This is a genomic window from Streptomyces sp. NPDC051555, assembly GCF_044454405.1.
Taxonomy (GTDB): domain Bacteria; phylum Actinomycetota; class Actinomycetes; order Streptomycetales; family Streptomycetaceae; genus Streptomyces.
Genome location: NZ_JBITDP010000032.1, coordinates 45,107 through 58,450 on the forward strand (window position 1 = coordinate 45,107; position 13,344 = coordinate 58,450).

A 13,344-nucleotide genomic window follows, 5' to 3' on the forward strand; every position below is an offset into this window, starting at 1 on the left:
TGTCGCGCAGCGCACCGGTCTACCGGGGCTTGCGGCTCCAGCTGAGGCGGGGCCGGGGGCGGTACGGGGTGCATCCGACCAGCTCGTATACGGCATCGTGCAGCTGCCAGTGCGACAGGAGAGTCCAGTGCTTGAGCTCCCTGTAGATCTGGGCCAGCGCTGTCTGGGGATGCGTGCCGAGCAGCGTGCTGTAGGCGGCGGCCACGGCCGGGGTCCGGGAGCGGCCCGCGACGCAGTGGAGGAGCACCCGCTTGCCCTGCTGGCGCAGCCGGAGGATCTCGCGCGCGGTCTGGTCGAGGACATAGTGGAGGTTGGCGTTGGCTCCCTCCTTGTCTACGAGCCACACCCGGACGTGTTCGACGTCGGTGCCGGAGAGGATCGGGGCCTGCCCGACCCGGCACAGCGAGACGACAGCGTCGACCGGGGCTTCGCCCTGGTACTCGGTCAGGGGCAGGTTGCCCAGCAGCACGCCCGGGTCCTGCGGGTGGGGAAGGACGTAGGCCTCCCCGGCGTAGGCGGGGATCTCCACCCGGGGGGCCGAGGGCCAGCCGTCGGCGTCGTCGAAGCCCTTGCGGGCGGTCAGGACGGCCAGACGGACAAGGTCGGGCCCGGTCAGGGAAGGCCACCCGTTGACCGCCTGCTGCCAGGCGAGCGGAATGGCCGACAGTCCCCATCGCGCACCCAGCAGCGTGCCCGCGATCGCGGCCACGGTGTCCGTGTCGTTGCCCGCCCGTACGGCCGCCTCAGTGGCCAGCTGGAAATGCTGGGCGGGGAAGGACCCGCGTTCCGGTGCGAGTTCGGGGACCGGGGTGCGGGTGATGGCCGACCAGGCCGCCTGGAGGGCGGTGACGACGTAGCCGTTCGAGGGCCAGTGGTGCGGCGGGTTGTTCTCGGCCTCGTCAAGCCGTCCGGCCCACAGGTCCCGCCGGTCGGCCGGGAGCAGGTTGAGGCCCTGGCGGACGCCGTCGAAGGTGCCTTCGAGGACGGCGGTGCGGATGCCCGAGCACCACAGGATGCACGCCTCGATGCACTCGGGGTCGCTGTGGGTCAGGGAGCTGACCAGGGTGACGGCCTTGACCATGTCCGTGGGGTCGTCAAGGTAGGCGAGTGCCACGATGCCGGTCCGCATGAGGCTCCCGTTGCCTGCGCTGTAGCGGGTGCGGGCGGTGTAGGCGTCGGCTGCCGCTGCCATGAGCTCGCACGGTGAGCCGACCCCTCGCTTCGCCACGCGGAGCACGGCGCTGGTCTGGCCGCCGATGTCGGTGGCCCCGCTCTCGCGCCACAGCTGGAAGTTGCGGGCGATCTGGTCAAGGGCGGGGAGGCTGGTCAGGTCAGCGCCGGTGCTGGCGACACTCGCGATGCACACGTGCATCTGGGTGTCGTCGGAGTACTCGCCCGGCTTGTAGGGGCCGAGTCCGCCGCCGATCATGGCGGGCCGCTGGTCGTCGGTGAGGCGGGCCGCGAACTCGTACGGGACGCCGAGGGCGTCACCGGTCGCGGCGCCCATGAGGACGCCGGCGGCACGGTTGGCGGCCTGGATGCCGGACACCGGGGAGGTCTGCTGGGTGGGGGCGGACGGGGCTGCGGACGTCTTCACGGTTTCTCCCGGGATGGATGCGCGGAGGGCGCGAGGGTGAGCACTGTTGCGGGGAGCGCGGCGTGAACTCGCCAGGCACTGCAACCCGCTGTCGTTATGTCAGCCTGACACAGCACCACCCATTTGGTCAACCCGACGATATGCGTTGCACATCTCTGTAATGACGTGTAGCTTATTGGTTGTTGGGTCGAGGCAGCCGCTGAACGGCTGACATCCCCCTCCCTCTCCGGCAGCCGCGTTCGGGCGGCTCGCCACACCTGAACTGGAGTCCGTGTAGCCATGATTGACATGCGCAGCCTCAGCCTTGAGGCACTCAACTCGGCCACCAAGTACCCCTCGATCCTCACGTTCCACGAGCGGGGCCAGCGGGGCACGCTCACGGAGAAGGTCGTCGATGCATTCGAAGAGGACGTGCTCGTCACGGAGAAGGTCGACGGTGCCAACGCCCGGATCATCGCCTTCTCCAACGGCGACTACGTCATCGGCTCCCGCGAACATCTCCTCCATGCACGCGGCGACTTGATCGCGAACCCCAAGGACGGGTTGGTCGAGGCGCTTCGGCCCGTCGCAGATTCGCTGTGGACCCCGGGCGGCGGCGGCGCCCAGGCCGTCGTCCTGTACCTGGAGGTCTACGGCGGCAAGATCGGCCGAAACGCGGGTCAGTACAGCGGGCAGGGCCAGGTGGGCTTCCGCATGTTCGACGCAGCCACCGTTCCTGGGGAGGTCCTCGGCCTCACCCCGTCCGAGGTCGCTACCTGGCGGGAACACGACGGGCAGCAGTTCTTCACCGAGGAGGAACTTCAGGACCTGGCCTCCGAGGAACGCATCGAACTCACTCCCCGTCTCGGCACGATCCCGGCCTCCGAGGTGCCGACCGGAATCGAGGCGATGCACGCCTTCCTCACCTCCCGCATCCCGGCGACCAACGTGGCCCTGGACAGCGAGGCCGGGCGACGCCCCGAAGGCCTCGTTCTGCGCACCCACGACCGCAAGGTCATCGCCAAGGCCCGCCTGGCCGACTACGAGAGCACCCTCCGGCTCCGTTCCGGCCGCTGAACCTCCCGCACCCATCCCCACCGGAGGGCGCCCGCCGGGCGCCCTCCGGTCCTCCACTCGCAGGCAACGGAGTTCCGACATGAACAAGGCACAGCTCGTGGAAGTGGTCACCGAGAAGCTCGGTGGCAAGCAGCAGGCCACTGATGCCGTCGATGCAGTACTGGACGCGATCGTCCGGGCGACCGTCGCGGGCGACCGGGTCTCGGTCACAGGCTTCGGCTCGTTCGAGAAGGTCGATCGTCCGGCCCGCTACGCCCGTAACCCGCAGACCGGCGAGCGGGTCCGGGTCAAGAAGACCTCGGTGCCCCGATTCCGCGCCGGTCAGGGATTCAAGGACCTGGTCGACGGCACCAAGAAGCTGCCCAAGGGCGGCGAGGTCTCGGTGAGGAAGGCGCCCAAGGGCAGCCTGACCGCCGCGTCCCCGAAGTCCGCGCACTGACGCGCCAGCTCCCCGGGCGTGGGCTCGGCCCACGCCCGGGCTCCAGCAGGAAGTCCCCATGACCTACCTCCTGATCGACGACGGCCGTATCCTCTCGGCGTACTCCTCCTTGGCCGCTGCCCGGGCGGCCGAGGCGCAGGGTGCCGGCCCCAGCACCGAACCGGGCCCGTTGCTGGGCACCGAACCCGCCTGGTGGTACCGGAACCGGCCGGCGGACGGAACCGCGAAACTCGGGATCGTCCGCACCCAGGCGACCGCGCTCGGCATCCGCTTCGAGCTGCGCCTGTGCCAGGCCCCGGCCGGAACCTGCTCACACCACCCCTGCCCGGACTACCTCGCCTGGGCCGTGAACAGCTCCTACAGCCTCCTGGCCAAACTCGCCGTCTTCGTCCCGGCCGCCTGGCTCTGGTGCGGCCCTCGCAGCCACGACCCCCGGGGCGATGCCACCACGTTCCGCGCCGAGGCGCAGGCACTCACCGTGCGCCTGACCGCAGAGCTTCGACCGCCCCTCCGGACGGTCACAGGCCCGCCCTCCGACATACGGACGCTCAGCGAACGGGAGCAGGCCGCCCAAGGGCAGGTGCTGCGGTTTCTCGCCCGCCACTTCGGCTCCGGGCCCAAGATCCCGCCAGCCGTTCAGATCCGTCCGGTGCTCGACGGCCAGCAGCTGCACCTGACCTTTCAGCCGCCCGCGCCGGACATCGCGGCGCTGTGCGGCACCTGGCTCCCAGGCCCGCAAACCACCGGCGCCGGCGCCGGCGGGGGCGACGTCCTGCCCTGCGACCAGTGCTTCGGGCGCGCCCCCATCGTCCCGGTCCCCGTGCTCACCGAGGCCGAGCACGACGCCTGGACGGACTTCCTCCGCGCCCAGTCCCCGCCCAGGCCCACCCCACCTCACTGATCCCCAGCACAGAACGGGCGCCCCCATGCATTCGACACTCGACCCAGCCACTCCCTGCACGTACGGCCAGCTGGAACTGCGGCTGCTGCGCCGTACCGCCTTCACCGCGCCGTACGTGGCGCAGATGATCGACTTCATCCTCCGGGAGGTGACCGGCAGTGAGGACACCGCACCTTCCGCCGAGCAGGCCGCCCGGATCCACAGCGAGCTCGCGCGCTTCGCTGCCCACGGCCAACCGGGCGGACTCGAACTCGCGCGGACCATGCTCGACGTCCGCCACGCCGTGGACTTGGTCCAGAGCGAGCGCTACCGGGCGTCCGCGGTTCCCGGGAAGCGGCAGGACTCCGTCGTCTCCGACGCGCAGCTGCTCGAACTGGCCGCCAGGGCCGGCCGTGAGAGGGTCCTTCCCGCGCAAGGCGGGGCCATCGTCATCTCCGAGGCCGACGGCACCAGCACCGTCTACCGCCCGGTGACCCCGGCGGAAGCCAGCGCCGTACGGATGTCCGCACGGAACGCCAAGGAAGCAACAGTCCATCGGAACGCGGCGGTCGTCGAACTCCTCACCCCTCATACGCGGATGGCCGACTGGAGCCGATCCGACGGGTACGGGGTCACGGTCGGCATCGAGGGAGATGTCGTGGCGGTGCGGTGGTGGTCGGCCTCGCTTCCCGAGACGTATGCCCAGTGGGAGCAGGGCGGTGTCCGGCACCTGTGCGAATCGCTGCTGTCGGCCTTCTTCACCACAGCCGAAGCGGACAACTCCATCATGTGCGTTGCTTAACTCTGCAATTGCCTGTATTGTAGTCACTACCGGTCGGGGCTGGCTCACATCGCCGCCCACCTCAGGACCTGGCCCTTTCCTTCGTCCCGCGTTCCGCGAGGAGCTCTCCCATGCCGCCCTGTCCGACGCACAAGCTTTCCGCTCCGCCCGCCCCCCGACGTCCTCACGACCGGACCACGGGTAGCCTCCAGTGCCCCTTCTGCCGGATGCGCCTGGCCAACGACTTGGCCCGCGATAGCCATCACTGCCGCTGCTGTGGAGAACGCCTCTCGACCTGTTGCGAGGGCGCGGGGATGCGCTTCGCTAGCTGCCCGACGTGCGGGAGCTTCGCGATGGACGGTTCGCCCATCCCGTACGGCGACCCGCTCGCCGACCTCCTCCGGGGCGACCACGAGGCCGATGCCCGAGCCCGGATGATGGCGAGCGCACGCGAGCACTTCGGCGGGCTCGTGGCCGACTACCTCGTCCCGGTTGAGCACCGCGACCGCCGCCACACCTACGCCCGGCTCTCGGTCGATACCCACCGGCTGGACCTTCGCTACGCCGATCACTTCGAGGCCGCATCTTCGCACCCGTGCGACGAACTTGACCGGTGCACGGCCGGGCGCCTGTGGTCTCCGGTCCAGTCGCGCGACGAACTCCTTCACGTCTATCTCAACGGGGTGGGCGACAGCACCAGTCCGTGCGACCACCCGCAATTCAGCGGAATCCAGATCGGCCCCGAGCGCACCTCCAGAGACCACCTCCGCCTGTAGCCAGGCGACCCCGCCCGGGCCTTGCCCGGCGCAAACCCCTTCTCAGCCCGGCGGCCACTGCGGCCCGCCTCCCACGTGTCCGCCGGGCCCCTGACTCGACGAGGACGAACCATGATCGCCGAACGCTTCAGCCCATCCGACATCGAATCCCTGGTCCGGATCGCCGCCACCCTGGCCGACTCCCCGGCCGCCGCCGGCCTCTCCCAGCCGTACCGGGAGCTGTCCTCCCGCGCGCGCACTGAGCTGGTGGCCCAGGCCACCGGCGACCCTTCCCCGGCCGTCTCCGCGCTTCTGGGCCCCCGCCCGGGTGAGCAGATCTGGCAGCTGCGGATCTGGAACCGCCACGCGGACGAGACCGCCCCCTACTCCACGGAGGGAGTTGCGATCGCCGAGCTCGCCGACCACGTCCGCGGCAGTTGGGACAACTTGAGCAGCCAGGAGGGCATCCCCGAGCAGCCTCCGGCCGACAATGTCAAGGCCATCGAGCTCTACTACGGTCGGGGCCGGGGCGATCGGCCGGACGAGGGCTACGACCTTTACGCCGAGGACCTCACCCGACCGCAGCGCTCCCGCCTCGTACCGCTGGACTTCGACTTTCCCGGCGCCGCTGAGGCCGACGCCCTGAACCGGGCCGCGGTCTTCCACCCGGCAGACGAGTACGGTCCGGCATGCGTCGAAGTAGCCGGCGTGGTCGTCTTCACCTACCTGGACCCCGTGGACGGCGCCGTGCGCGTCTCGGTGCACCTCGACAGCGCCGACCCCGAGCACGTCGTCCGCCCGGACGACACCGTGCCGCTGCGCATCGTCGTCGAGGACACCGTCGTCCTCGACGACAGCACCGCACGCGCCCCGCACCCCACGGTGCTGGAGGAACTGCTGGCCGGCGGCGACAACGGCCAGAAGACTGCGATCCGTTCGGCGGCGGTCTCTGCCGGGCTGATGTGGGCGTGCCCCCTGTGTCAGTGGATCAACCCGCGCGCCGCGACATGCTGCGAGGGGCCTTCCGGCTGTCGCAACTCGAAGCCGTCGGCCTGGAGCCCGCAGGGGGCGGCCGCCATCGCGGGGCCGGTCCTCGCCCTGGAGAGAACGCGATGACCAGCGCGCCGTACCCTCCCGCGCCCAAACACCTTCGTGCCGCGTGCGGACACCCGGACGGGCACCTCACGTCCGTCGGCAGCCGCGCGACGCTCCAGGTCTACCTGGACGACCATCTGGTCTACCGCGACGACGCCGACGGATACCGGCTGGCGCCCGCAGCAGCTCAGGACGATCCGGGCGGCGGACCGTACATCATCACCGGGGCAGGGCGGCGGGCGCTCCTGAACAGCTCGCAATGCGCCGCCATCGACTCCGCCAACGAAGACGGTGCGCTGGGGCCGGAGGTCGGATGGCCGACCGCCGTCGCCCTGGCCCGGCTCGGACTTGTCGAGTACCGAGACACCGGCGGCGGCGTCCAGCCCAACGACGGCGACGACGGTCACACCGGCCCCAAGTACCGCCCCTGGCTTACCCGCGCGGGCGTTGCCGCCGTGCGCGCCGCTCCGCCGCAGGTCTGACCCCGAGGGGGACGCGTCGGCCGCCTACACCGAGGGGCGCGATGCAGGTCCTCCCGGCGGCCCGTCCGCCTCTGGCCGTGCCGCCCGCTCCCGCCTGCCGGGTGGGACCGGGTCGGGCTCCACCGACATCAGAACGGACACACCGTGAACACCGCAAATTCCACTACAGCGCAGGCCGTTGGCGACATCCGGCAAAGCCTCGACACGCAGCTGGCTCCGTTCGCCGCCACGATGGGGTGGGCAGAGCAGGAGATCGAGGCAGCCCAGCACCGCCACCAGGAGAGCGGTCAAGGCGCGATCTGGCGCGCCTTCCCTCTCCTGCGGCCGACCCACAACCGGTTCCACACCTCCGAGCGGCTCTACCGGGCCCACGCCGCAGAACTGCTTGACCGCCTCGCCGAGGGAAAGAACCCCCGATCCGCGACGGCCGCCGAGATGATGGCGGTGCTCATGGAAAGCAGCTTGCCCGCCCCGCTCAATTCCGGCGCCGCACACCTCTACATGCGCCTCTTCTCACAGGCATTCCCTGAGTACTTTGGGCAGCACATCGCCAGTCCCACAGACCTTGCCGCCTACGAGAGGGTCCACGGGGTGGAGGCCGATGAGTACGAATCCGACCTTCGGCGAAAGCTCACCCAGGCCTGGCGGACGCCGGGCGCCTGAGATCCCCCCGTTCACGCAGACGGAGGCTTGTACGTCGCCCCCGGCCCGAGCCCCGCGCAGCCACGTAGGACTCGCGGTGCACCTCGTTTGGATCCGCAGACGCGACACCCCGGGCCGGCGCCGCCCGCCCCAGACCTGACTCCCCCCAGCGGGAGCGAGCCCGCGCGGCTCGCCCCCGCCCGATCCCTTTGGTACGTCTCATGTCTCTGACCCTGTTCGACACACCCGTTCCCGCGCCTTCCCCTTCGGGCGCCGTATTGCAGGTGGCTTCTGCGAATGCGCTGGAGGACTTCCGCTCGACGTCCCGTAAGTCGCTCGCCTACGGCCTGGGCGTCGATTCGACGGCCCTTCTGCTGGCGATCCTCAACGATCCGGTCCGCTTCGGAATCGCCGAGGACTTCTCCGACTTCTCCGTGATCACCGCGCTCACCGGCTTCGAGTTTCCGGACACGATCGCGGCCGTCCAGGAGCATGTGCTGCCGTTGCTGCGTGCCCGGCGCATCCGGCACGTGCAGGTGGCCCGGGCGGGGCACCTGGAGGAGGCCGGCGTCCAGGTGCTCTCCGACACCAGGCAGCCCTGGAAGCAGTTCCGCCGCGGCAGGTGGACCCTCATGGACGAACTGGAGGCCAATGGCACGGTCCCCCAGTACTCCGGGGGCCACAAATGCGCGCAGAAGTTCAAGGCCTTCGCGATCGAGTCCTTCCAACAGAGCGAGGCGGAGGGCGAGACCGTCGGCAAGCTCTTCGGCTACAACGCGGACGAACACAAGCGCGCCGTCAAGGCCAACAAGCACCAGGCGCAGCGGGACGCGAAGACGGGGCATGCGGCCTTCGCCCTGGATTTTCCGTTGATTCGCCTCGGCTGGGACCGAAAGACGGTTCAGGGGTACGTCAAGGAACAGCTCGGCGTGGACATAGCCAAATCATACTGCCCGGTATGCCCCTTTTCTGGGGTCTGTTCACCTCAGCCTGACCACCTGAAGCGGCTGCGGAAATACCCCGACCTCGCAGCCCGCGTGCTCCGCCTGGAGTACGTGTCCATGGCCCTGAACGAAAACAGCAGCCTGTACAAGGACGACACCTTGTTCCGGCGGGTCACCGACGACCAGAACACCGAAGCCCTCGGACAGTTCGGGGCACGGCTCGACGAGGAGGACTGGGCGGTCTACCGGGTGCAACGGGCCTACACCGCAGGCCGGCGCCCGACGTGCCGCCAGGAGCACGGGGACCGGTGCGACCAGCCCGCGTGCCGCGACAGCAGCATCAAAGGCACCGTGTTCCGGTCGGTGAAGACCGTGCGCACCGGGACCCGCGCCGAGGCCGGCACCTTCCTGCGCAACGCCGCGCTGGCCCTGGGCCGGCCCGTCGAGCACTCCACGAGCGCCCACGGCCTCGGCATCGACCGAGTCCGCACACGGATGCGCCCCGACGGCAAGACATACGGCGCGGTCGAGGACTTCTACGCGATCGCTCCCGCCGGCGTCCACGACAAGGCCCGCAAGAGCTTCACCACCGTGTGGAACCAGATGAGCGGCGAGCGGAAGCCGCATCTCACCCCCAGCGAGGGGTCATGACCAGCCGCACCCTGCCAGCCGCCGCCTACGACCGGCTCACCGCCGAGGTCGCCCGCGACACCGGCGACCGCCGGTCCGCCGCCCTGTGGATCCACGCGGGCGGACTCGCCCGGCACGCCCACGACCACGGCCTGCTCCCCCTCGACTCGCGCCCTCCGGGACCGGACGGACTCCTCAAGTCCCTGGAGACCCTCGCGTCCTGCCACCCCGCGCTGGCGCCGTTCGCCAACCCCGCGGTGCTGCCGGTGTGGTCGCAGCCGCTCGGGGCCGCAGTCTGGTCCGCCGTCGATGAGTTCTGGGCCGGCCACCCCGGCCTGGAGGACGAGCACCTGGTCGACGGCTACGCCCTGGGCGACACCTATCAGCTGCTCAGCGAGGAGGCACGCAAGGGCCGCGCCCTGTGCCAGACCCCGCCGTGGATCGCCCGCTTGCTACTGCGGCTGTCCCTGGAGCCGGCGATGGAGGAGTGGGGACCGGCCGACGCCCGGATGATCGACCCCGCCTGCGGAACCGGGCACATCGTCATGGCCGCCTTCCACAGGGTCCGCGTCCCGCCGCTCCGGGGGCGGCGCCGGACTCTGTCCGGGGACGGGCCCCAGGCCGTGGAGCGGGCCCTGGCCGCGGTCACCGGGGTAGACCTGGACCCCTACGCTGCCGCGCTGACCGCCTACCGACTCCTGGCGAGCTCCGCCGCCCTCCTCCGCATCCGGCTCGACGCCCTCCCCAACTGGCCCGTCAACGTGGCCGCGGCCGACTCCCTGCTCGACGTCGACGAGCCCCTGCTGCGCGCCGGCGCCTACCACGCGTGCGTGGCGAACCCGCCGTACATCACGCCGAAGAACGCCTTCGTGCGCGACCGCGTCCGCGCCGCCTATCCGCAGGTGGCGACGGGCAAGTACTCCCTGGCGCTACCGTTCACGGCCCTGATGCTCGAGCGCCTGGCCGCCCCCGGTGGCTATGTGGCCCAGCTGACCTCGAACGCATTCATGAAGCGGGAGTTCGGCCGGCGGTACATCGAGGAGTTCCTGCCGCGCTACGACGCCCGGTGGATCATCGACACCTCGGGGGTCTATATCCCTGGACACGGAACGCCCACCTGCATTCTCGTGCACAGGTCCCGTCCGCCCGAAGGGGACAAGGTCGCGGCGATCCGAGGCAACCGAGGAGAGCCACGCGTTCCTCAGGACCCTGCCCAAGGCCTGGTCTGGCGAGCCATCGAGGAAGCCGTGGAAAGCAGACTGGCCCGGGACCGCTTCGAAGCCGCACTCAAGGGGAGCATCCTCGAACAGGCCGACGCTGCGCCGACCATGTGAAGGGCACACCCAACAATCAGGCGTTGCATATCTCTATGTGTGCGTGTAATTTGGTTTCAGTCGTCGGGCCGCGTCAGCGCCCGCCCCCTTCCTGACCCCCGTGACATCGAGGCCACGCGCCTCCGGGACCCCGTGGAGCCCTCCATGAAAGCCAAGCGCAGCCGTCCACCCATCAGCATCCGCGACGCCGGACCGCAGGACATCGATACCGTGATCGAGCTGGCGACTGCCGCCGACCCCGAAGGCGCCAAGGACCCCACGAACTTCAACGACATGCGCCAGGCACTCAGCCGACCCCCCTCGGGCCCCCTGTCGCACCACCGCTCCCTTGCGATCCTCGCCGAGGATCGAGACGGCAGGCCGCTGGGCGCCCTCCTGGGCGGCGCTCCGAACTGGGTCTACATGCACGACGGTCTCGACCACCCCGCGCTGCGCGGCCCCCTGATCAGCCTGCTCGAACGCATCGGCAACATCTCCGCCGTAGCGGCACACCCCGACCACCGCGGTCGTGGCGTAGGTACCGAACTTGTCCAGCACGCCGCACGGCGCTTCACCCGCGCCGGATACGGACTGCTCACCCTGAACTTCCGTACAGGCCTGGAGGATTACTACGAGCGGCTCGGATTCGCCACGATGCGCACCCTGAACGTCCACCTCGGCTTCGGGTACACCGTGGGCCAGCAGTGGGAGGAGAGCCGGATCGCCGCCAAGCCGCTGGACCGGTACACCTCGCTCGCCGACGTCCCCGGCCTGGACTCACCTGTGGTTTCGGGGATTCTGCCGAACAGCGTCCTGCCGAAGAGCGCACACTTCGACGGGCAGAGTCTGCGCTTCTAATCCGCGCGGGGCCGGTTCGGTGCGCTCGCACCGAACCGGCCCCGCCGGCCACCCACCGGCGGCGGCCGGCTCAACAACTCAGGAGGAACTCATGCAGGTCGGCGGTACACAGAGCACTAATCGCCACGCCTGGAGGCGCTGGATCATCCTGTTCGGCCTGCCCAGCGCCGTGATCGCGCTGAGCAGCGTCTGGCTGTACGAGGCGGACAGCGCGGGGAAGGGTGTGGCCGCCGCCGGGGTGGCCGTGACGGCACTGGTTGTCTTCACGTTCACGATGCCGCGACGCAGGACGGGGACTACCCGGACGCGCCGCGCCGACGAGCCTTCGTCCAGCGGCACCGAGTAGCCGTAGCGGCGTTCCACGGCCCCCGGGGCCGTGGAACGCTCACCCTTGCCCGGAAGTATGACCAAGGACCACGAAGCGTTGCCTATCTCTAGATAGGCGTGTACTTTATTGCTTGCGGGTCGTGAACTTCCCCCGTTTTCAATCCCCTTGGCGTGTCGAGTCGGGATACACCCGCCTTCAGATCCAGGAGCGAGGTACACCACCCATGAAGCGCAACAAGCCGTTGACGAAGCACCGTAAGCCCGGAACCCAGCACCAGCACCGGAAGGCGTTCCGCTTCGACGACCGCGGATCTGCCCACTGGGCAATCGCCGTCCCCCAGGCGTTCGCGGGGGTGCGGGAATCCGTATTCGACATGGAGGGTGCCGTACCGGCGGGCGATCGCGCCAACCCCCTGAATCCGCAGTACGGTTCGGGGCTGCGCTGGCGGGTCGAGCGGGAGGCGCGGTCGGCTTTCGTGTACGGAGTGAACCTCTGGCACGGCCGGTATGGCACTGAGAGCCCCGACGCCTACGGCAGGAGGGTCTCGGCGCTCTTCCGCACGGCCCTGCCGACGTCCCCGGACGTCTATCACGTGTTCACAGCGGAGCGGAACGGCTGCACGCGCGGCGCGAAGTGCCCCCTCACGTCAAACTACTCCGACAGCGACATCGCGATACCGCACCACCGGCCTGACAGGTGCCCCACGAGCGTTGCGACCGACGGCTCCCCGTGGCGCCTGGTCGGCCGTGTCGTGCCAGACGGTCAGCTCATCTACTGACACCCCCGGCGGCCCGGACGGCACCCGCCGCCCGGACCGCCGAAATGCTCCATGGGCGCAATCCGGCGGCGGGGCGTCCACCCGCCCTGCCGGAGGCGCGCGCAGGGCCGGCTGGCGCCGCCGACTGGGGCGCCCGCCGTCGCCTCGTGCAGTGACATCCCAGGTCGTCCCGAACAACACAAGCGTTGCATACCTCGGAGATGGCGTGTAGATTGTTCATATCGGAAGGCGGTGCAGCCACCCGCCGGACCTCTCCCACCGCACGCCCCGAATCAGGAGCCCGCTGTGCCCGTTGCCGCTCTCGCCGCCCCCGAGATCACCTCCGCCCTCATCGCCTACCGCAACCGTAAGAACGACCTCTGGCTCACCCTGTCCGACCTCACGTGCGACCTGATGCACCTGGCCACCCACATGCGCACCGACTTCGATCGGTGCCTCGACGGGGACGCCCGGGCGCGGCTGGACGAGCGGAACCTGGCAGCTATGCCCGAGTTGTCCGGAGATGCCCGTCCGATCTCCAACCCCGATGACACGGCCACCGCAGACCACGTGTTCGACCTCGCTGTGCACGCCAGCGATGCCGCCCTGGTCCTCCGCGTACACACGGCTGACACCGCCCCCGTCTCTTTCTCGGCGGCCCTGGCCACGCTTCTCACGGATCTGCGCGACTACGCCGAGTCCGTCGGCTTCGACTTCACCGAGATCACCCGCTCGGCCGGGAACTCGCACCGGTCCGAGCAGCAAAAGGCCCGGTAGTCCCGCGCGC

At 69.9% G+C, this 13,344-nt stretch carries 14 protein-coding genes and 1 pseudogene; 13 read left to right on the forward strand and 2 right to left on the reverse strand.

The features are described from left to right. Nucleotides 1–19: 19 nt before the first annotated feature. Nucleotides 20–1,597, reverse strand: a complete 1,578-nt coding sequence (locus ACIBEA_RS38845) for an ADP-ribosylglycohydrolase family protein (RefSeq protein ID WP_399268157.1) — start codon at nt 1,595–1,597, stop codon at nt 20–22. 279 nt (nt 1,598–1,876) lie between these two features. Between ACIBEA_RS38845 and ACIBEA_RS38850 the strand changes: the two genes are divergently transcribed. From ACIBEA_RS38850 to ACIBEA_RS38900, 11 genes and pseudogenes are all read left to right on the forward strand, one after another. Then, entirely contained in the window at nt 1,877–2,653 is a 777-nt protein-coding gene (locus ACIBEA_RS38850) for an RNA ligase family protein (protein ID WP_399268159.1), read from the forward strand. A gap of 79 nt (nt 2,654–2,732) precedes the next feature. Further along, nucleotides 2,733–3,074 (forward strand): annotated as a pseudogene (locus tag ACIBEA_RS38855) (HU family DNA-binding protein); the annotation flags it as partial. A 76-nt stretch (nt 3,075–3,150) separates the two neighbouring features. Next, nucleotides 3,151–3,993, forward strand: coding sequence for a hypothetical protein (locus ACIBEA_RS38860; RefSeq protein ID WP_399268161.1), 843 nt, complete (start codon nt 3,151–3,153; stop codon nt 3,991–3,993). Between the two features lie 25 nt (nt 3,994–4,018). Next, on the forward strand, nt 4,019–4,774 hold the full coding sequence (locus tag ACIBEA_RS38865) for a hypothetical protein (RefSeq protein WP_399268163.1): 756 nt from the start codon (nt 4,019–4,021) through the stop codon (nt 4,772–4,774). A gap of 332 nt (nt 4,775–5,106) precedes the next feature. Further along, nucleotides 5,107–5,529: a hypothetical protein gene (locus ACIBEA_RS38870; protein WP_399268165.1), complete on the forward strand. Its 423-nt coding sequence runs from the start codon at nt 5,107–5,109 to the stop codon at nt 5,527–5,529. A gap of 111 nt (nt 5,530–5,640) precedes the next feature. Beyond that, nucleotides 5,641–6,624 carry a hypothetical protein gene (locus tag ACIBEA_RS38875; RefSeq protein WP_399268167.1) on the forward strand — a complete coding sequence of 328 codons (984 nt, stop codon included), beginning with the start codon at nt 5,641–5,643 and terminating at the stop codon, nt 6,622–6,624. Further along, nucleotides 6,621–7,085 (forward strand): hypothetical protein, encoded by a 465-nt coding sequence (locus tag ACIBEA_RS38880; protein ID WP_399268168.1) that lies wholly within the window; start codon nt 6,621–6,623, stop codon nt 7,083–7,085. The genes ACIBEA_RS38875 and ACIBEA_RS38880 overlap by 4 nt, the downstream gene beginning before the upstream one ends. 144 nt (nt 7,086–7,229) lie before the next feature. Beyond that, entirely contained in the window at nt 7,230–7,748 is a 519-nt protein-coding gene (locus tag ACIBEA_RS38885; RefSeq protein ID WP_399268170.1) for a hypothetical protein, read from the forward strand. Between the two features lie 263 nt (nt 7,749–8,011). Beyond that, on the forward strand, nt 8,012–9,322 hold the full coding sequence (locus tag ACIBEA_RS38890) for a hypothetical protein (RefSeq protein WP_399268172.1): 1,311 nt from the start codon (nt 8,012–8,014) through the stop codon (nt 9,320–9,322). Next, the gene (locus ACIBEA_RS38895; RefSeq protein ID WP_399268174.1) at nt 9,319–10,635 is read left to right on the forward strand and encodes an Eco57I restriction-modification methylase domain-containing protein; all 1,317 of its coding nucleotides are present in this window, start codon (nt 9,319–9,321) and stop codon (nt 10,633–10,635) included. The genes ACIBEA_RS38890 and ACIBEA_RS38895 overlap by 4 nt, the downstream gene beginning before the upstream one ends. A gap of 144 nt (nt 10,636–10,779) precedes the next feature. Next, nucleotides 10,780–11,472: a GNAT family N-acetyltransferase gene (locus tag ACIBEA_RS38900; RefSeq protein WP_399268176.1), complete on the forward strand. Its 693-nt coding sequence runs from the start codon at nt 10,780–10,782 to the stop codon at nt 11,470–11,472. Nucleotides 11,473–11,550: 78 nt separating this feature from the next. Here the strand turns inward: ACIBEA_RS38900 and ACIBEA_RS38905 are convergent, their stop codons facing one another. Further along, nucleotides 11,551–11,883, reverse strand: coding sequence for a hypothetical protein (locus ACIBEA_RS38905; protein ID WP_399268178.1), 333 nt, complete (start codon nt 11,881–11,883; stop codon nt 11,551–11,553). A 140-nt stretch (nt 11,884–12,023) separates the two neighbouring features. On the opposite strand from ACIBEA_RS38905, the gene ACIBEA_RS38910 reads away from it, so the two are divergent. Then, complete coding sequence (locus ACIBEA_RS38910) at nt 12,024–12,578, forward strand: hypothetical protein (RefSeq protein ID WP_399268180.1); 555 nt, start codon at nt 12,024–12,026, stop codon at nt 12,576–12,578. A 285-nt stretch (nt 12,579–12,863) separates the two neighbouring features. Further along, complete coding sequence (locus tag ACIBEA_RS38915) at nt 12,864–13,334, forward strand: hypothetical protein (RefSeq protein WP_399268182.1); 471 nt, start codon at nt 12,864–12,866, stop codon at nt 13,332–13,334. Nucleotides 13,335–13,344 lie beyond the last annotated feature (10 nt).